The 18,110-nt window shown below is 50.0% G+C and carries 18 protein-coding genes; 4 read left to right on the top strand and 14 right to left on the bottom strand.

The features are described 5' to 3' along the window. Nucleotides 1-6: 6 nt before the first annotated feature. On the bottom strand, nucleotides 7-537 hold the full coding sequence (locus V5J35_RS20630; protein WP_354008942.1) for a reverse transcriptase domain-containing protein: 531 nt from the start codon (nucleotides 535-537) through the stop codon (nucleotides 7-9). 470 nt (nucleotides 538-1,007) lie between these two features. On the opposite strand from V5J35_RS20630, the gene V5J35_RS20625 reads away from it, so the two are divergent. Both V5J35_RS20625 and V5J35_RS20620 read left to right on the top strand, forming a co-directional pair. Further along, nucleotides 1,008-1,439 carry an Hpt domain-containing protein gene (locus V5J35_RS20625; protein WP_354008941.1) on the top strand — a complete coding sequence of 144 codons (432 nt, stop codon included), beginning with the start codon at nucleotides 1,008-1,010 and terminating at the stop codon, nucleotides 1,437-1,439. A 313-nt stretch (nucleotides 1,440-1,752) separates the two neighbouring features. After that, the gene (locus tag V5J35_RS20620; protein WP_354008940.1) at nucleotides 1,753-3,141 is read left to right on the top strand and encodes a hypothetical protein; all 1,389 of its coding nucleotides are present in this window, start codon (nucleotides 1,753-1,755) and stop codon (nucleotides 3,139-3,141) included. A 165-nt stretch (nucleotides 3,142-3,306) separates the two neighbouring features. On the opposite strand, the gene acpS is transcribed toward V5J35_RS20620, so the two are convergent. The 9 genes from acpS to V5J35_RS20575 form a co-directional block, all read right to left on the bottom strand. Next, complete coding sequence (acpS, locus tag V5J35_RS20615; RefSeq protein WP_354008939.1) at nucleotides 3,307-3,684, bottom strand: holo-ACP synthase; 378 nt, start codon at nucleotides 3,682-3,684, stop codon at nucleotides 3,307-3,309. Further along, a complete protein-coding gene (gene pdxJ / locus V5J35_RS20610; RefSeq protein ID WP_354008938.1) occupies nucleotides 3,681-4,427 on the bottom strand; it encodes a pyridoxine 5'-phosphate synthase in 747 nt (248 codons plus the stop codon). Before pdxJ ends, acpS begins: the two co-directional genes overlap by 4 nt. Before the next feature lie 85 nt (nucleotides 4,428-4,512). Continuing rightward, nucleotides 4,513-5,265 (bottom strand): DNA repair protein RecO, encoded by a 753-nt coding sequence (gene recO, locus V5J35_RS20605; protein ID WP_354008937.1) that lies wholly within the window; start codon nucleotides 5,263-5,265, stop codon nucleotides 4,513-4,515. Further along, complete coding sequence (era, locus tag V5J35_RS20600; RefSeq protein WP_354008936.1) at nucleotides 5,243-6,193, bottom strand: GTPase Era; 951 nt, start codon at nucleotides 6,191-6,193, stop codon at nucleotides 5,243-5,245. Before era ends, recO begins: the two co-directional genes overlap by 23 nt. Continuing rightward, nucleotides 6,190-6,879 carry a ribonuclease III gene (gene rnc, locus V5J35_RS20595; RefSeq protein ID WP_354008935.1) on the bottom strand — a complete coding sequence of 230 codons (690 nt, stop codon included), beginning with the start codon at nucleotides 6,877-6,879 and terminating at the stop codon, nucleotides 6,190-6,192. The genes era and rnc overlap by 4 nt, the downstream gene beginning before the upstream one ends. Continuing rightward, nucleotides 6,876-7,253: a DUF4845 domain-containing protein gene (locus V5J35_RS20590; protein WP_354008934.1), complete on the bottom strand. Its 378-nt coding sequence runs from the start codon at nucleotides 7,251-7,253 to the stop codon at nucleotides 6,876-6,878. Before V5J35_RS20590 ends, rnc begins: the two co-directional genes overlap by 4 nt. Nucleotides 7,254-7,442: 189 nt before the next feature. Further along, nucleotides 7,443-8,258 carry a signal peptidase I gene (lepB, locus tag V5J35_RS20585; RefSeq protein ID WP_354008933.1) on the bottom strand — a complete coding sequence of 272 codons (816 nt, stop codon included), beginning with the start codon at nucleotides 8,256-8,258 and terminating at the stop codon, nucleotides 7,443-7,445. Nucleotides 8,259-8,324: 66 nt separating this feature from the next. After that, the gene (gene lepA, locus V5J35_RS20580) at nucleotides 8,325-10,124 is read right to left on the bottom strand and encodes a translation elongation factor 4 (RefSeq protein ID WP_354008932.1); all 1,800 of its coding nucleotides are present in this window, start codon (nucleotides 10,122-10,124) and stop codon (nucleotides 8,325-8,327) included. A 221-nt stretch (nucleotides 10,125-10,345) separates the two neighbouring features. After that, a complete protein-coding gene (locus V5J35_RS20575; protein ID WP_354008931.1) occupies nucleotides 10,346-11,848 on the bottom strand; it encodes a DegQ family serine endoprotease in 1,503 nt (500 codons plus the stop codon). A gap of 351 nt (nucleotides 11,849-12,199) precedes the next feature. On the opposite strand from V5J35_RS20575, the gene V5J35_RS20570 reads away from it, so the two are divergent. Next, nucleotides 12,200-12,802 (top strand): COG3904 family protein, encoded by a 603-nt coding sequence (locus V5J35_RS20570; protein WP_354008930.1) that lies wholly within the window; start codon nucleotides 12,200-12,202, stop codon nucleotides 12,800-12,802. A gap of 80 nt (nucleotides 12,803-12,882) precedes the next feature. Here V5J35_RS20570 and V5J35_RS20565 read toward each other — a convergent pair whose 3' ends face one another. The 4 genes from V5J35_RS20565 to rpoE form a co-directional block, all read right to left on the bottom strand. Next, nucleotides 12,883-13,365, bottom strand: coding sequence for a SoxR reducing system RseC family protein (locus V5J35_RS20565; RefSeq protein ID WP_354008929.1), 483 nt, complete (start codon nucleotides 13,363-13,365; stop codon nucleotides 12,883-12,885). Next, a complete protein-coding gene (locus V5J35_RS20560) occupies nucleotides 13,362-14,435 on the bottom strand; it encodes a MucB/RseB C-terminal domain-containing protein (protein ID WP_354008928.1) in 1,074 nt (357 codons plus the stop codon). Before V5J35_RS20560 ends, V5J35_RS20565 begins: the two co-directional genes overlap by 4 nt. A gap of 5 nt (nucleotides 14,436-14,440) precedes the next feature. Further along, on the bottom strand, nucleotides 14,441-15,133 hold the full coding sequence (locus V5J35_RS20555) for a sigma-E factor negative regulatory protein (RefSeq protein WP_354008927.1): 693 nt from the start codon (nucleotides 15,131-15,133) through the stop codon (nucleotides 14,441-14,443). A gap of 105 nt (nucleotides 15,134-15,238) precedes the next feature. Then, nucleotides 15,239-15,823 carry an RNA polymerase sigma factor RpoE gene (rpoE, locus tag V5J35_RS20550; RefSeq protein WP_354011331.1) on the bottom strand — a complete coding sequence of 195 codons (585 nt, stop codon included), beginning with the start codon at nucleotides 15,821-15,823 and terminating at the stop codon, nucleotides 15,239-15,241. Nucleotides 15,824-16,484: 661 nt separating this feature from the next. On the opposite strand from rpoE, the gene nadB reads away from it, so the two are divergent. Next, nucleotides 16,485-18,110, top strand: a complete 1,626-nt coding sequence (nadB, locus tag V5J35_RS20545) for an L-aspartate oxidase (protein WP_354008926.1) — start codon at nucleotides 16,485-16,487, stop codon at nucleotides 18,108-18,110.

The following is an 18,110-nucleotide window of genomic DNA, read 5'->3' as shown; positions in this document are numbered from 1 at the left end:
TACCGCTTACAGCTCTTTGATCGTTACGCGGATAGATCGCCCTCGCCCCTTCCGGAATAACCTTTTCAGATCACCCTTGAAGCGGTTAACTGCTTTACCCGAGACTCTCAAACGGACATTTCGTTTTCGACTACATAAGGTGTAGCCCAAAAACACTCTTTCCCAGGGTCGTCCAACGTCGCTCTTTTCACGGTTCACTTTCAGCTTGAGTTCGCTTTCAAGGTATACCGTTATTGAGTCCAGCACCCGCTGTCCTGCCTCTTTGCTTCTGACGTAGATGTTACAGTCATCCCTATAGCGGCTGAACTTGTGTCCACGCCTCTCCAGCTCGTTGTCCAAATCGGTCAGCAGGATATTTGAAAGCAGTGGGGATAGTGGTCCTCCCTGCGGAGTCCCGGTTTTCCTTGCCACCGTCAAACCGCCGGTCATCATTCCTGCCTCAAGATAAAAGCGAATCAGTTTCAGTATTCGCTTATCTTTAACTTGTCGTGCAACCCGCGCCATCAGCATGTCGTTACTGTCCGTACCCCTTTGCACAGAGTGCCTGTGTCTCAACAGACTTTACTGCTACTCCTGTCGTCATCGAGAGTCCGGCTCCCAATCCATTTAACCTGTTCCGCCCTTCAGTTTGCGGTAACAAACCTATTATGACTTCTGCTGATTTCTGCCGCCCCATCCCAATGCCTCACGACACTGGTAGCCTGTGGCAAGGTGACAGACCTCCCGAGGTAATGCGCGCGACCTTCCCACTTATACCCGCCGCATCTACGTCCGCAGTTTCCGTGCAAGTATTGGGCTTTGAAGATATACGCCTTCTCACCCACTGCGACCGCCTCCTATGCGATTTCTGTTCGTCAGGTCAGTGTTTTGCCTTCAGCTTTCTTCAGATTCCACCTCACGATGGACACCCTTGCCGTTTGGCTAATCGTTCCCCTCGCCTAAAGCGCCTACTGTTGGTGCCGGGTCGATAGTGGACTTTCACCACCAAGTCATCCAGCCACCACCATGTGTACTGGAACAACGCCAGTTGGCGCTACGCGCCATACTCGGCGCACGTAGAAAAACGCAGTCAGGCCACCGCAGGTGGAAATGAGGCTCTGGCCGATGAAATGCTCGACATGCTGGTTAAAGGACTGGACAACGATCTCGAAACACTGCAGCGACACGCCCGTCACGACTATCACAAAGGTTTGCTGGAACGGGTTCACCGGTTGCACGGTTCATGCCGTTACTGTGGTGTGCCAGAACTGGAGGAGAGCTGTTATCAGCTGGAAAGTCTGCTAAAAAAGAATGACCAAATAGATACTTCAGATATTCAAGGACAACTCAAACACCCGTTTTCTGCCATTCAGCGCTTACAGCACTGGTATCACAAAAATTCATATTCAGAAAATAAAAGTATGGAGTCCCGTTTACCTTTACAGACAGTCGACAGTTAGCCCTTATAATTCATGGCTGTGAATTACCATGAATTATTAAAGGGACTCTGTCGAATGCTTTTTTTATTAATGCGTCATAGACGTTTAAACAGTTTAAACAGTTCAAAAAAACAACATCTTATGACAGATTTATTTTTTTAATTAAGAATGTAAAAAACAAAACCCCTGCTATGCTGGAAGTTCTGAATAAATACATCCAGTTAAAAGTTTGTTTTAACTTTGAAGGATGTTATCACCCTTCTATTCAAACAAGATGGATGCGACAACTGTTACTTGGCTGCTCGTTCGGCTAACCTTATGAAGGTAATTCAATATGCTTTTTTCAACGATAACCTCTCGGTTTTTGATATTTTTTTTATTATCGGTTTCAATGCATTCTTATGCTATAAAAGTTCCCAAACAGTGTCTGGGGTTGGCTGATGAATCGGAGCAACATTATCACGCCCTTAAAACGGCATGCATCGACTTTTTCAGTGAGCCCGGGCATTCTGGCTATACGGTTTTCGTCATAAATAAGTCTGATCATCTGGCACAGGATATAAACAAAATACTCAGGAATTTCTTTTATCAACGACTTGTAATTTTCTTCACCGATCCTTATTACGTTTTAGAAGATACAGTTCAACCTGTAGGGGTAGCAATAGGGCTTGTCGGAGTTAAGAATAATAAGGGTGACAAACCTGTCATTGTCCTGGAAACCAAACATGCTGAGGACAAACATGATACTGTCATGAGTTTTGTACTCCTTAATAACCAGTTGTTTATTAAGGACATTAAACTCACTGATGTTAACCCCCACGTAGCTGACCCAACACCTGCTGTTATCGAAGAAAGTAAGCCGGTATATGATCGGCTGATTGAAGTAGCAAACGCCGGACAAGCCGTCCTTGATGGTGTGGAAATCGACATAAGCTACCACAAAAATGCCATTTATTTCAGGTGTCCCTTGGTCGGGAACCCTATGACTATTAATTTCCGCCTTATCAATTCCACCATTAAAATACCCTCAGCCAATGCTCATGCGATTGGTTTCTACTGTGACATAGCGGGCTTTAACTATAATGCCCAGATAGCGTTCTCAACGTTTGCCTTAAACGAACCTCTAAATGAGACATCATCCCATATAGAACCATTCACTCCCTCTTTTGGATTAAACACCACAGCAAACACTACTGCCAGTGCATACAATCAACCATTAACCAGTTCTATGATTTATATTGATATCAAACAAAAAGAAAGAGTCAGGTTCACAAACAGCCCCTGTAACCGCCTGAAGTATTTTGATCAGGATTTCAATGAACACGAAGTACCATTAGAGCAAGCCCTAGTTACAAAAAATACCGACAGCTTCCAGGGAGGATTTGCAATCACCGAGAGAGATTCACCAATCGGAACTTATTTTACTCAGGAAGGCAATGGCGGGATTATAAAAGAAACGTTCCAACTTCAGGAGTTTTGCCCTGTAGAACTTGATAAGTGCAACGTCGAAAAACTTTCAAACTACCTTCCAAGAAAAGCACCGACTCAAACGCCATCGCCAGACAAAGCAGAAATCGACTGGAAGAGTGAATATGAACAGCAAAAGAAATTAACCAAATGGACTTCTGTTGGTATGATTTTTTTTGCCGTAACAACTGTTTTGACCTTAGGAGCTATCTGGCGCAATCAAAACAAAGTAGGTTATATTCCTATTGCGCCATAGTTGGCCCTATAGGATATAGAAAAACCTTCGCTTTTGTTCCTGTGTTTAGCCGTGACTCTGTTTCAGAAAACAAACTGCAAGGTAAAGATTTATTCCAATCCATACCTTGCAGTCCATCAAATAAACAAAAAAGTGTAAAGAACAGAATATTCAGCCTTGGGATGCTCAGGATTCCAACACAACAAATGCCACAGCTGCATCCACCTCATCTGACAGGCTCAGGTGGATTGAGTGAATGCCTCTCTGTTGCTGCAACTCCCCGGCATAACCAGTGAACGTGAGTTGCGGTGCGCCCAGTTCATCATTGCTGACTTCCATATGCTGAAACGACACTTTGCCAATACCTGTACCCAACGCCTTCGATGCCGCTTCCTTGGCGGAAAAACGCTTTGCCAGATAAGCTGCCGGGTGTGCCTGCCGAGAAAATACAGCCATTTCAGCACTGGTCAATATACGACGGGCAAAGGCTTCACCGGAAGGTTTATCCAGAGCTTTCTGAATACGCTCTATGCGTATAATGTCCGTTCCAATTCCAGCAATCATCGGTGCAGGGATGCCCTCAGCATCAGTGTTTTCATTTCCCGAACCGCCTCTTTCAGACCGACAAACAACGCACGTCCGATAATGGCATGTCCAATATTCAGCTCATTGATACCGGCAATTGCAGCCACAGGTTCAACATTCTGATAATTCAGGCCGTGGCCTGCATTAACAATCAAACCTTTGCTCAGAGCGTATTCCGTCGCATGTTCCAGACGCTTCAGCTCCGCACGGATACACTCATGACTGGTTGCTTCGGCATAAGCACCGGTATGCAACTCAATGACTGGAGCACCCGCATCAACAGAAGCCTGAATCTGGTCAACATCCGGATCAATAAATAATGATACTTCAGACTCCTGCGCCGCCATACGCTGACAGGCTGCAGCAATAGCGGCCTGATTACCTATAACATCCAGTCCTCCTTCAGTGGTCAGCTCCTGCCGCTTTTCTGGCACCAGACAGACACACTGAGGCTGAACTTCTTCAGCAATCGACAACATCTCTTCTGTTACCGCCATTTCCAGATTCATACGGGTCTGCAGTACCTGACGAATCAGTCGAACATCCCGATCCAGAATATGTCGGCGATCTTCCCGCAGGTGCAGGGTTATGCCGTCAGCTCCTGCCTGTTCTGCTTCAATCGCAGCCTGAACCGGATCGGGATAATTGATACCACGAGCCTGACGAATGGTGGCAATGTGGTCAATATTCACACCCAGCAAAATACGCTGATGGGGAATCATGCAGATACTCCTTGTTAAACTAGAGAGCTAAACCTAGAGAGCCAAACCTGGTGGATCAAACCTGATGAGGTTAAGTCTGGTTATTTCACTCGGACAAAACTGTATCACGTCTGTCCATTCTGGTGAAAAGCTCTCTGCTTTGCAGGGGTTTTTCACCAATCAGTGGCAGCAGGGCCAGTCGGGTAAAGCGCTTGAATGAAGGCAACCATCGATCCCGGGTAAAATCTCTCGCCGCCATAGCCTGCAAAGCAGCGCCGGCAAAACAGTCAGCCTTGACCGGCATGTCATCGTTCAGCCGAACCAGTCCCTGTTCAGACAGCAGGCGATAATCAGCATCGGACTGGACCGCCTGCCCTGTTGTTATATCATGTTCAAGGTCAGGTAAATAACCAGTCAGCTCCAACAGCTCCAGCTCAAACCAGCGTAAAACCGGTTCAACCTCTTCTTTACCCTGTAGCGTTTCGATCACCTTTTCATACAGCTCAGGCAAACCGTCCATCGGCTGCCCGGGGAGAACCGCACGCATGATCAGCTCGTTCACATAAAAGCCGCAATAGAGAGATTGCCCGGAAAGCCGGATAGACCGGGACAGTTCGACGCTGGTCAGAGTTTTCAGTTCGCTGCGCCCGCGCCAGCTTAACCAGACCCGGGTAAAGGGTTGCAGCAGAGGGGCTGTTCGTGATTTCGCCTGCCGAACCCCTCGTACTACCATTGCCAGACGACCATAGTCTTCCACAAGGAATTCAGCAATGACTGAGCGCTCTTTATAGGGTCTGCTATGCAGCAGCCAAGCTGCGCTCAGATCATTCACAGGCTTATTTGGAATAGTCGTAGCCAAGGCTCTTCAGGGCACGGTCATCATCAGACCAGCCACCTTTCACCTTCACCCACAGGTTCAGCATTACCTTGGCATCGAACATACGTTCCATGTCCTTGCGAGCCTCCTGACCGATGGTTTTCAGGCGGGCGCCCTTATCACCAATCACGATGGCCTTCTGTCCCGGACGCTCCACCAGAATCAGGGCGCTGATGGTCAGCAGCGGGCCTTTGGGGCGCATTTCATGCTTGAACTCTTCAATTTCTACTGTCATTTCATAGGGCAGCTCATCACCCAGCTGACGCATGATCTTTTCACGCACCAGCTCTGCCGCCAGGAATCGGGAGCTGCGATCAGTCACCTGATCTTCCGGGTAGAAATGCATGCTGTCAGGCATCATGCCTTCGATCATGGTTTCCAGCTCTTTCAGGTTATGACCTTGCTGCGCTGAGATCGGCATAATGGCTTTAAAGTCATACTTTTCAGCCAGTTCCTGCAGATGCGGCATCATCTCAGCCTTGTCTTCAATGCGGTCAACCTTGTTAATCGCCAGAATAACCGGGCAGGGTGCATGTTTGAGTTTATCCAGAACCAGCTGGTCTTCATGGGTCCACTTCAAACGATCCACAACAAACACAATGACGTCAACACCGGTCAGGGCGCTGGTAGCCGCACGGTTCATGTAGCGGTTAATCGCTTTTTTCTGCTCTTTATGCATCCCGGGTGTGTCAACATAAATTGTTTGCACACTCTCTTCGGTCTTGATGCCCAGCACCTGATGGCGGGTAGTCTGTGGACGTCGGGATGTGATAGACAACTTCTGTCCCAGAATATGGTTCAGCAACGTCGACTTACCCACATTCGGGCGACCGACAATCGCAACATAACCACAACGGGTATTCTCATCACTCTGCACAGACAGGTTCAGCTCGTTTACTTCAGTGTTCATGAGCTTTTGGCTCCCAATAATTCCAGTGCCTTGCGGGCGGCCTGTTGCTCTGCACCGCGTCGACTTGATCCTTTCCCCTGACTGCTGATGCTCATGGCTTCCAGTTCACAGAGAACGGTAAACTCCTGATTATGGGCATCGCCTTCGATACCCGTCACACGGTACTTGGGCAGAGCTTTCTGTCGTGCCTGCAGAAATTCCTGCAAACGGGTTTTCGGGTCTTTGTTTTGCTGGTCCGTGATAGAGAGTCCGGCAAGACGGTCTTTAAACCAGCTGCGAATGCGCTCATGGCAGGTCTCCATACCGGCATCCAGATAGATTGCGCCAATAATGGCCTCCACCGCATCTGCCAGTATGGATTCACGACGGTAGCCGCCGCTTTTCAACTCACCGGAGCCCAGTCGCAGACAGTCTCCAAGCTCAAATTCCCGACCAATTTCTGCCAGTGTCACACCACGCACCATACGGGCACGAAGCCGGCTCAACTGGCCTTCACGGGCATCTGGGAACAGCTCGTACAACGCTTCAGCAATAACAAAGTTAACGATGGAGTCACCCAGAAACTCCAGTCTCTCATTATTGCGGCTGCCGCAGCTGCGGTGCGTGAGAGCCAGCTCCAGACGACTGCGGTCAGAAAATGTATAGCCCAGCCTGCGTTCCAGCCGGGCAAGTTCATCAGACTTCACTGAGGTTTTACTTTCCAGTCATGTTCAAAAGATACGATCAGGTCTACATTCCTGATAAATTTAATACGACGTTCATAGTCAATCGCGATACTGACCCCGTCGTACCTGCCCTGCACTATCTGAATTTCTTCCGGGTGCAGTTCAATCAGGTTGGTCTGCAGACCTTTGTCAAGCCAGCCCTTCACTTCTGAAGCGTCTGCCTTGGCGATGCCGGGCTTTTCATCCAGAGATGTCAGTACCCGGGAAACAGCAAAGTCGCCCATATACAGGGGACCCAGCTTTACGGCTGCCATGATCACCAGACCACCGACCATTATAGTCGTCAGCATGCTGAATATGCCCAAACCTTTTTGTCTATTTCTCATTCCAGTCATTGCCCTCTCCTTGTTAAAAAACCGCTGTGGGCTTACCCCCGGCGGCTTCGCAATTGCTTAGACTTCCTGATTAAGAATAAAACACCAGCCTGCACACGGGAAAACCCGGTGCAGGCTGTACAGGTGGTTGCCCGCGTAGCAACACTTCATACAGCAAGGCTTCAGATAGTAAGGACTGCTATTCAATAATTAGTGAATACTTCCATTGTTCTTGAAATTAGGCAACTTTGTCCAGCTTGGCCAGTGCATCCAGATGTAAACGGCCTTACCGACAATGTTCTGCTCCGGTACAAATCCCCAGTAGCGACTGTCGTTACTGCGGTCACGGTTATCACCCATAACAAAGTACATGCCTTCAGGCACCTGCCAGATACCTTCAGCCATCAGGCTACGCAGATTTTTATCCTTGCGGATCTGGTGGCTGCTGTCACCAATGGTTTCGTTGTAAAGGCTGTGTGGGTGACCATCGTTAAGGTTCGCCACCAACTGCTCTTTTACCTTCTGACCATTAATAAACAGCTCTTTGTTCACATAGCGAACTTCGTCGCCCGGTACACCGATCACACGTTTGATAAAGTTGATGTTCGGGTTCTGAGGTTCCTTGAACACCATCACTTCACCACGCTGTGGCTCGTTGTTAGACCAGATTTTGGTACCGGTCACCGGCAGGCGCAGACCATAGTCAAACTTGTTGACCAGGATAAAATCCCCCACTTCCAGTGTTGGAATCATCGAGCCCGATGGAATCTGGAAAGGCTCGAACAGAAACGAGCGCAAAACCAGCACCAGCGCCAGTACCGGAAAAATAGAAACCGACGTCTCAATAAGAGAAGGCGGCTGTTCCAGGGAGTCAACGACCTTAGGGTCAGGGTCACCGGTTAAACCTGCCTTGTAACTGGCAACAGCCGCGCGACGACGAGGCATAAACACCAGCTTGTCAGCCAGTGCAATGACCCCGGTAACAGCCACTGCAATGACCAGTAATAACGGAAAATTAATATCCATGGTTATTTGTTCTCAGTCACCTGATCTGATTTTTGTACCGTTCACATAAGGGGAGCAAAAGCCCCCTTACTTATCCACTTTCAGGACCGCCAGGAAAGCTTCCTGTGGTATTTCTACGCGACCCACCTGTTTCATACGTTTTTTACCCGCTTTCTGCTTCTCAAGCAGCTTGCGCTTACGGGAGGCGTCACCGCCATAACACTTAGCCGTTACGTTCTTACGCAATGCCTTAACCGTGGTACGGGCAACAATCTGACCACCCACAGCAGCCTGAATCGCCACATCGAACATCTGACGGGGAATGATCTCTTTCATTTTCTCAGTCAGTGAGCGGCCTCGGGGAATCGCGTGATCCTTGTGAGCAATCAGCGCCAGAGCGTCGACTTTCTCGCCGTTAATCAGGATATCCAGTTTCACCATTCTGGCCGCCTCAAAGCGGTCGAAGCTGTAATCCAGCGACGCAAAGCCACGGCTGACCGATTTGATACGGTCAAAGAAGTCCAGTACTACTTCGTTCATCGGCAAATCATAGGTGATAGACACCTGACCGCCAGTAAACTGCATATCTTTCTGCACACCACGACGTTCGACGCACAGGCTGATCACGTTGCCCAGATAGTCCTGAGGTACCAGAATACTGGCCTGAACAATAGGTTCGCGGATTTCTTCAATAGAAGCAGGGTCGGGCAGGCGGGACGGGTTATCGACCTCGACCACATCGCCGTTTTTCATTTCTACTTCGTAGATTACGGTGGGTGCCGTGGTGATCAGATCCAGATTGTATTCACGCTCCAGACGTTCCTGGATGATCTCCATGTGCAGCATGCCCAGGAAACCACAACGGAAGCCAAAACCAAGCGCATCAGAGCTTTCCGGTTCATAGAACAGGGAAGCGTCGTTCAGGCTCAGTTTTTCCAGGGCTTCACGGAAATTCTCGAAGTCATCAGAGCTGACCGGGAACAGACCGGCGTATACCTGCGGCTTCACTTTCTGAAAGCCTGGCAGTGCCTCTACATCCGGAGTTTTAGCGTGGGTCAGGGTATCACCGACCGGCGCACCGTGGATGTCCTTGATACCCGCAATAACATAGCCGACTTCACCAGCTTTCAGCTCACCGGTAGCCTCCATTTTCGGGGTAAAGATACCAACGTTGTCGACACCAAAAGCCTGACCGGTGGATTTCACCAGAATCTTGTCGCCCTTGCGCAGCACACCATGCTTCACCCGTACCAGGGAAACAATACCAAGGTAGTTATCGAACCAGGAGTCGATAATCAATGCCTGCAGCTCATCGTCGAGATTGCCTTCCGGAGCTGGAATCGTTTTTACCAGTTCTTCCAGAACGTCCTCAATGCCCAGACCGCTCTTGGCAGAGCAGCGAACCGCCTCAAGGGCGTCGATACCGATAATCTCTTCGATTTCCTGGGCAACCCGCTCAGGTTCAGCCTGTGGCAGGTCCATCTTGTTCAGGACCGGCATCACTTCCAGTCCCTGCTCAATGGCGGTATAACAGTTAGCTACCGACTGGGCCTCTACGCCCTGAGCGGCGTCTACTACCAGCAGCGCCCCTTCACAGGCAGACAGGGAGCGGGACACTTCATAAGAGAAGTCAACGTGTCCCGGGGTGTCGATAAAGTTGAGCTGATAGGTTTTACCGTCTTTGGCGGTGTAATCCAGGGTTACGCTTTGCGCCTTGATGGTGATCCCGCGCTCACGCTCAAGCTCCATGGAGTCCAGTACCTGTTCCTGCATTTCACGGTCGGAAAGGCCGCCACAGGTTTGGATAAAACGGTCTGCCAATGTCGACTTGCCATGGTCGATATGGGCAATAATACTGAAATTCCGAATATGGCTAAGATCGCTCACGATTGCATCACTACAAAAAAGATGTCCCCGCCGGACGTGTTACCACTCCGGCGGGGACAGTTGTTCAGCTTGCAGGGTCTTCACCATCACCGCCACATATTTCATCATCGGCTGAAAAAAACCGACAGGGTGGGATAGTTGAAGCTGCTGTAATTAAAGTAGATTCTACAGCATGTCGGGCCGCCACTCCACAACTGCGACCCGAACAGGCTGATAAACCTTTAATCCGTCAGACGGAATGAAATATAGGCAGGACGCCCCTGACGCACAACCCGCATGGAAATTGAGCGATTTTTCGGCAATTCGCGTACAGTCTCGTCAAACTCTTTCAAGGTCTCTACCGGCTGATTGTTCAGATGAGTAATCACATCCCCCTGACGCAGACCGATACTACGACCAATGCCGGAAGCCAGACTGGTCACTACAACGCCTCTGGTATCGTCTTCAAGACGCAGCTTATTGCGATAGTCATCATCCAGGGTTTCTACCTGAATGCCCAGGCGGTTACTGGTGTCAACTTTGGCTTTCTTCTCAGTTCGACTCGCGTGTTCTTCAGGCAGCTCACCGACTTCAACCTTGAGCGTTTTGCGTTTGCCGTTACGAATCAACTCGACTTCTGCCTTATCGCCCGGCGAGATCACCCCTACCGCCATCGGCAGGCTGCCGGAACGCAATATGTCTCTGCCATTCAGTTTGACAATCACATCACCCGGCTGCAGCCTGGCCTTGTCAGCCGGACCTCCGGGAACAACCTGACTGATCAGGGCGCCCATCGGTTTGTCCAGCCCAAAGGATTCTGCCAGATCACGATCAACTTCCTGAATCGCAACACCCAGCCAGCCACGAGTGACATAACCTTTATCTTTCAGCTGAGCCACGGCCCAGCTCACATGATCAGCCGGAATGGCAAAAGACAGCCCCATAAAACCACCGGAGCGGGTAAATATCTGCGAGTTGATACCAATCACCTCGCCGTTCATGTTGAACAATGGGCCACCCGAGTTACCGGGATTGATTGGAACATCAGTCTGAATGAACGGCACATAGGAATCGCTGGGCAGACTGCGATTCTTGGCACTGACGATACCTTTGGTAATGGAGTACTCAAAGTTAAAGGGAGAACCAATGGCAGCCACCCATTCACCAGGGCGAACTTCATCGGAATTGCCCATTTTGACCACCGGCAACGTCCGGTCGACCTTGATTTTCAGCAGCGCCAGGTCAGAACGTTTGTCGGCACCAATCAGCTCTGCTGTTTTTTCACTGCGATCACTGAGCCGGACAATAATAGTGTCAGCTCCATCAACGACATGGTTATTGGTAAGAATGTAACCATCTTCTGAGATGATAAAGCCCGAGCCCAGCGACATGGGCTGTGGGCGCCCGGATGGCTCATCCGGTATCGGCACGCCAAAATAGCGCCGGAAGATTTCAGGCAAATCTTCCGCGCCCGGACCATAGAACTGACTACGGTTATTCTTCGGGCTCGATAACGTGCTGATATTGACGACCGCTGGCGATGCCTGTTCAAACAGCGTGGCAAAATCCGGCAATATCTGCATGTTGGCAGGCGGTGGCTGCATATTGGCAGACGTAGGGACAGGCGCAGCAGCCACCAGCTGTGTGGTTAACAGACAGGTGCCGACAAGTTGCAGTGGCTTTTTAAAGAGATGGGAAATCCCTTTCATGCCACCTCTCATCAAAATGGTTTTCCCAACTTTCATGAAGCTGACTTCTCCTGATTCAGGTGATATTCCTGTAGATTCTGAGCCCGGCTATCCAGCGATTCTTACTGCTTCGACTTACAGCCTTCAGCTCTGCACAAGGTTATAAAATAGCGTTTAAAGTCCGGTTAATCTGTATCCTGCTTGCCAAACTTCTGTAAACATTTCCTAAAGAGCCTTTCGGACATTAAGCACCCCTGAGTAATGCTACCAAAATTCCCGGAGTGTCATTGCAGAACTTTTTCTACAAAAGTTTAAAGGTGCATAATTGTTTTTCTACTCTCACTTCCCGTACTATCAATAAATTATCTTGTTTGTCAGGCTGATCTGTTGATCAGGAGTGTAAATGCAATGAGCAAAAACAAGCGTTTTCAATTGACGGCTACCTTGTTGCTAACCCTGGTTCTGGCAGCTTGTTACTCTCTATCTCAGAAGGATGATTATCCGCCAGTAACTTTTACAGTTAAGGGACGATCAGCGGAAATGCGGGGTGTTATTGATAACACCATTTTGGAACGGCTTAAGCGACTGATGAAAGAGCATCCTCAAGTGAACCGGATTGTTATGGTCGATGTAGAAGGTTCCGTCGATGATGCAGCTAACCTGGAAGCCGCGCGGTATGTTCGGTATAACAAATTCAATACCCTTGTACCTTCCGATGGGGTAATTGCTTCCGGAGGCACTGATTTTTTTCTAGCGGGAGTAGAAAGAACGGTTAGCCCTGGAGGCCGTGTTGGAGTTCACTCCTGGGGTACAGGAGAAGATGAAGAGTATCGGACCGCAAAAGATTTTCCACAAAACCACCCTGAGCATGATAAGTACCTTGATTACTATCGTAAAATGGGTATTCCAGCGGATTTCTACTGGTATACCCTCGATGCAGCTCCATTTGACGGGATTCACTGGATGGATCGTACAGAGCTTAAAAAATACAAGCTCATCACAACGGGTTGATTGCAGGTTTTAGTGCAGATAGTCAAGAAGCTGCTTTCAAAGCACAACCTCTGATGCACCAGACATCAGAGGTTGTGTAGTCAGGCAACCCAGGGCCGCATTGGTACCAGCTCTGGCTCATCCAGCTGCCTCGGTGTCACCTTCAGCACCTGAACCCGGCAAAGTTCACTGGCTTTCTGCCCAAGCATTCGCACAGGCACAAAACCCGCTGCCAGACCTGACAGCGCCAGCAGTACGGTAACCAGGTCGCCCAGAACCAGAAAACTGCCAAGCCACAAGCCTGCCATCATACTTAACAGTGGCAACAGGTAAACGACCATGGATGCTTTCATCAGAGAGTCTTCAGGGATGCCAATAACCACTTCATCGTGCTCTTTGATGGTTGATCCGGTTTCATTGGCAGCCCGGATGTAAGAATGCGTTTTACTGCTTTTGTACTTTTCTGCCAGATGCTGCCCACAGCCATTTCTGGCGCTACAGCTGGAGCAGGTTGTCTTACGAATGGTTTCAACCCAGACTGCACCCTCTTCTACGGTCACCACCCGACCCTGTTCTTCAATCATCGCTTCTCAGCCTGTTTATCACTGGCGGGGCGAACCGATACCGCCACCCGCTCAGCAGTACCCAGCGGTACTTCACCGACAACAGTGACATGAAAATAAGTATCGTTATTGCGGAACACTTTGGATACCGCCGCCATCGAACCAATCTGCTCAGATGACTGGCTTAATACCCTGGTTTCATCCGGCTCGACAAAGATCGAGAAACTCGCAATGCCATCAGAGTAAATCACGGTGTCCACCATCCGTTCACTGACTGGCGACTTGCGACGTGTACGGTTACGAACTTCAAAGCCATCAGGAATCCAGCCCGCTTCCCAACCCCAGTGTCCATTACTGTCCTTTTCCAGAGAACTCATGGTCACCGTCGTTTCATCAGGCAAGCCTTTCGACGTACGATTGAGTAGTTTTGTTTCCTGGTCTGAGAGACGATCGGTAAATTCAAGGTTGGTAAACTGCATGCGTTCAATAATACGACCTTCGCTGTCAACCATGACTGACTTGAGCATCAGGCTGCTCTGCCGGTCAAGCCAGATTTGATAACCATAACGGAAACGGTCGGTCGGTACTACCAGCAACTGTACGGCTTCACGACCAGCAATCCGGTCCAGCGCGGCAGGACGCAGCTGATAATACTTACCCAGATCATTGCCGGTAAAACGCCCTACCATTGGCATCAGGGACTCATGCTCAAAACGGACTGGTGGGCGGTCGGCACTGAGAAAGGTTATCTCACGCCCATGGCGCAATACTTCCCTGGGCAGGCCATCCAGATAGCGAATCAGCTCTTTCTCATTGCCATTCTGGTTGGTGTGCAATACAGACAATGTTTCCAGACTGGAACCCTGCTGATAAACAAAATGTCCACGGTAAGTCAGCTTACGGGTGGCTTCTGCCATGCTTTCCAGCCAGTCTCTGGGCTCTGAAACCCGGGGGGGTTCTGCCGCACTCGATACAGGCGCTGATTCAGTCGGGTTCACCGTAACGGCTTCCTGCGCCTTTACCGGCGCTACCATCAGCGCAGACACCAGCAATGCCGCCAAACTCCCCCTGTTTAAATGCATTCCTTTCATAAAGCTCACTGTGTGTCGAAACTGGTCAACCTCGCAAAGGGCAACATGCCCTGACCGCCCTGGACCGCACTCATTTCCGCGTGCTGCAGAGCGTAAGCACGGAAACGCTCGCGGGTCGCACGGCTGGCAACGTTTTGCGCCTGAGCCAGTTGTTCCGGCGTAATCGTGTCATGCTCGCGGGAGTTGTAACCTGCGCGGATTCCGGAGGCTCCATATTCATTTCTGGCAATCTGCAATGGCTGGGTAAGGGTTGTCTGGTCGGAAACATCTGCCACAGTATGCACTTCTTCAACCTGGTTGAAGTTACGCACACCAACAATCACAGCAAAGGCAACCGAGGCAGCAACGGCCACACGCCCCATTGAAGACCACCAGCTATCCAGCAGGCTGACAACATGGGTCATCCTGCCCACTGGCTGAATCTGAGGTTGTTCCTGCATCTGATGGGTTACTTCTTCCTGCTCAACCCTGTCACGGATGCTGGCAGAAAGATCAATATTCATAAACTGGCTGGTTTCATGCCTGACCGCATCACCAACCAACTGGTAACGCCGTGCTGTTGCACGCAAGTCATCATCACTGCCCAGCTTTTCCAGAACTCTGCGCATTTCCAGCTCAGAAGCCTGACCATCCAGTGTGGCTGAGAGGGACTCGTTCAGGCGGTCCCGGGCATGATTGTGAGATGGCTTCTCACTCATAGATACACCCCTGGTGCTATCTTTTACCGTTCCCCCTGATGAAACCGGAGAAAACGGGTTGTCACTGTAAGTCCTGACGACTTTCATTACTGCTTTTAAAAATAGTCAGCCTCGTTTGAGCAGCGGCTCTATTTCCCGATCAATGGCTTCCCTGGCCCGGAAAATTCTTGAGCGCACAGTACCGACAGGGCAGTCCATAACATGGGCAATCTCGTCATAACTTAAACCGTCAAACTCACGCAACATCACGGCGGTGCGAAGCTCGTCCGGCAAACGACGAATAGCGTCATGGATAACGCGTTCTATCTCATCACGATACAGGTTCCGTTCGGGAGTATCCACCACTCTGAGGCTGGCTGCGGTATCCAGAAACTCGGCATCGTGTACGTCGATATCCGATTCTGGCAGCTTCCGGCCCTTGGACACCAGATGGTTCTTGGCTGTATTGACAGCAATACGATACAGCCAGGTATAAAACGAACTGTCTCCCCGAAACTTATCAATGGCCCTGTATGCCTTGATGAAAGCTTCCTGTGCTACATCCTGGACTTCCTGGTAGTCATTCACATAACTACTGACCAGTCCCAGAACACGATGCTGGTATTTAATGACCAGCAGGTCAAAGGCGGCCTTATCGCCTTTCTGCACCCGTTCGACCAGCTGTTGATCCGCTTCCTGAGGTTCTACCATGCAAATATCCCCATCTGCTGGCAGCCCTGCTCTGAATGTGGCAAACGACACTCATCTCCTGACTCAACGGGCTTTACAGACGTCATAGCCCTAACTATCTTTTTCCAGCCGCGAACCCTTTCCGGCTCTGGCAGCTGGCTAAAAGCATCCTGAGAAAAAGTGTTCTCTGCGCTGCGGATTCTTTCTGCTTCTCTATAGACCATAATCCGGCCTGAAAGTTCCCGAACTCGTTAATTTTTTTTCAGTTTTTACTGAAAAGATGATTCGGATCACCACAGCGTACTATAGTGCCGACCGTAATTTCTATATACTAACAAGCCGTTTACAGGTCTTATATGTATATTTAAAGAATGTCTCATCTTTACAGTGCATCTCGGTTGATCCATCGGCACCACAGACGTGAGACTTTAGGTTCTGCAGACAGAACCTGAAAACCACCAGGATTTCACTCAGTCATTTTCTGGCAGTATGCAAAAAATATCCGTCCTGTTAAACATCTTTGCAAACCGTTTAGAGCCATGACACTCAGGAAACCTGATGCCAGATGAAAGCTACGAACATTACCCTGTTCACAAGCTCATACTGGCAGGCATCACCATGATCTCAACTATTATGGACCGGATGTGCAGTATCGTCAGATACCAGGGTTCAGGGAATTCAAATGCATCAGTCTTATAATTACGACGTCATCATTATTGGTAGCGGAGCCGCTGGTTTGACTCTGGCACTGCATCTTGATCCGAATTTGCGTGTTGCCATACTCAGCAAAGGTAACCTCAATGCCGGTTCCTCCTCCGGCGCCCAGGGCGGGGTAGCCGCTGTGCTGGACCCTTCGGGTGACAGCCTTGAACAGCATACCCGTGACACCCTGATTGCAGGTGCCGGGCTGTGCCGAAAAGACGCGGTGGAACACATTGTCAAAAACGGCAGGGACAGCATCCAGTGGTTGATCGACATTGGCGTACCTTTCACTGAAGATAAAAAACGCAACTCCTCCTTCGGCTTTCACCTGACCCGCGAAGGTGGACACAGCGCCCGGCGTATTATTCATGCTGCCGATGCAACGGGACAGGCTATTTCTGACACCCTGATCGCCAGGGTCAGACTGCAACCCAATATTGATATTTATGAGCACCACCTGGCCATTGACCTGATCACCAGCCAGAAGCTGGGCGACCAGCAACAAAAAGGCTTGGGCGCTTATGTTCTCGACCTGAAGTCTGACCGGGTTCACCTGTTTAAAGCCAAAGCTCAGGTGCTGGCCAGTGGCGGTGCCAGCAAAGCCTACCTGTTCAGCAGTAACAGCGACGGAGCCAGCGGCGATGGCATTGCAATGGCATGGCGCGCTGGTTGCCGTATTGGCAACATGGAGTTCAACCAGTTCCACCCGACCTGCCTGTATCACCCAAATGCCAAATCCTTCCTGATTTCAGAAGCCGTTCGTGGTGAAGGTGGACAATTACTGCGCCCGGACGGCACCCGTTTTATGCCGGACTACGACTCACGAGCCGAACTGGCCCCCCGTGACATTGTTGCCCGTGCCATTGACCACGAAATGAAGCGCCTGGGAGCTGACTGTCTGTTTCTCGATATCAGTCACAAACCACCGGAGTTCGTCCGGTCCCACTTTCCGACTATTTATGAGCGCTGTCTGGAATACGGTATCGACATCACCCGGCAGCCTATCCCGATTGTTCCCGCCTCCCATTACACTTGCGGCGGTGTACTTGTGAACCATCAGAGCCAGACCGATGTGCCGGGCGTTTACGCCATTGGTGAATGCGCCTTCACCGGCCTGCACGGTGCCAACCGCCTGGCCAGCAACTCTCTTCTGGAATGTTTTGTAACAGCCAGAAGCTGCGCAGACACCATCAACGACTCAATTCACAAAATCAATAACAGCGAAGCCTTACCCGACTGGGATGACAGTCAGGTAACAGACACGGACGAAGGGGTTGTAATTTCCCATAACTGGGAAGAGCTGCGCCGCTTTATGTGGGACTATGTTGGTATTGTTCGCACCACCAAACGTCTGGTAAGAGCAAGAAACCGGGTCAAGCTGCTGCAGTCTGAAATCAATGATTTTTATAGCCACTTCAAGGTCTGTAATGACCTGATTGAACTGCGCAACCTGGCTCTGGTTTCAGAGTTGATTATTGACAGCGCACTGTCACGAAAAGAGTCGAGGGGTTTGCATTATACACTGGACTATCCGACAACGGCTGAAACGGTTGAAGATACCATCCTGACACCCGATAATTTCCGCCCGGAAAATGCAATAGAGTAA

Origin of the sequence: Endozoicomonas sp. NE40 (assembly GCF_040549045.1) — a bacterium.
Classification (GTDB): Bacteria; Pseudomonadota; Gammaproteobacteria; order Pseudomonadales; family Endozoicomonadaceae; genus Endozoicomonas_A; species Endozoicomonas_A lisbonensis.
This window is presented reverse-complemented; position numbering and strand designations above follow the sequence as displayed.

Bases quoted from the DNA above. Each gene is read 5' to 3' on its own strand.
- V5J35_RS20560 (WP_354008928.1), bottom strand. From the start codon at position 14,435: ATGAAAGGAATGCATTTAAACAGGGGGAGTTTGGCGGCATTGCTGGTG.
- pdxJ (WP_354008938.1), bottom strand. From the start codon at position 4,427: ATGATTCCCCATCAGCGTATTTTGCTGGGTGTGAATATTGACCACATT.
- V5J35_RS20590 (WP_354008934.1), bottom strand. From the start codon at position 7,253: ATGACTGGAATGAGAAATAGACAAAAAGGTTTGGGCATATTCAGCATG.
- V5J35_RS20575 (WP_354008931.1), bottom strand. From the start codon at position 11,848: ATGAAAGTTGGGAAAACCATTTTGATGAGAGGTGGCATGAAAGGGATT.
- acpS (WP_354008939.1), bottom strand. From the start codon at position 3,684: ATGATTGCTGGAATTGGAACGGACATTATACGCATAGAGCGTATTCAG.
- era (WP_354008936.1), bottom strand. From the start codon at position 6,193: ATGAACACTGAAGTAAACGAGCTGAACCTGTCTGTGCAGAGTGATGAG.
- V5J35_RS20555 (WP_354008927.1), bottom strand. From the start codon at position 15,133: ATGAGTGAGAAGCCATCTCACAATCATGCCCGGGACCGCCTGAACGAG.
- V5J35_RS20565 (WP_354008929.1), bottom strand. From the start codon at position 13,365: ATGATTGAAGAACAGGGTCGGGTGGTGACCGTAGAAGAGGGTGCAGTC.
- rpoE (WP_354011331.1), bottom strand. From the start codon at position 15,823: ATGGTAGAACCTCAGGAAGCGGATCAACAGCTGGTCGAACGGGTGCAG.
- V5J35_RS20620 (WP_354008940.1), top strand. From the start codon at position 1,753: ATGCTTTTTTCAACGATAACCTCTCGGTTTTTGATATTTTTTTTATTA.
- V5J35_RS20570 (WP_354008930.1), top strand. From the start codon at position 12,200: ATGAGCAAAAACAAGCGTTTTCAATTGACGGCTACCTTGTTGCTAACC.
- nadB (WP_354008926.1), top strand. From the start codon at position 16,485: ATGCATCAGTCTTATAATTACGACGTCATCATTATTGGTAGCGGAGCC.
- lepB (WP_354008933.1), bottom strand. From the start codon at position 8,258: ATGGATATTAATTTTCCGTTATTACTGGTCATTGCAGTGGCTGTTACC.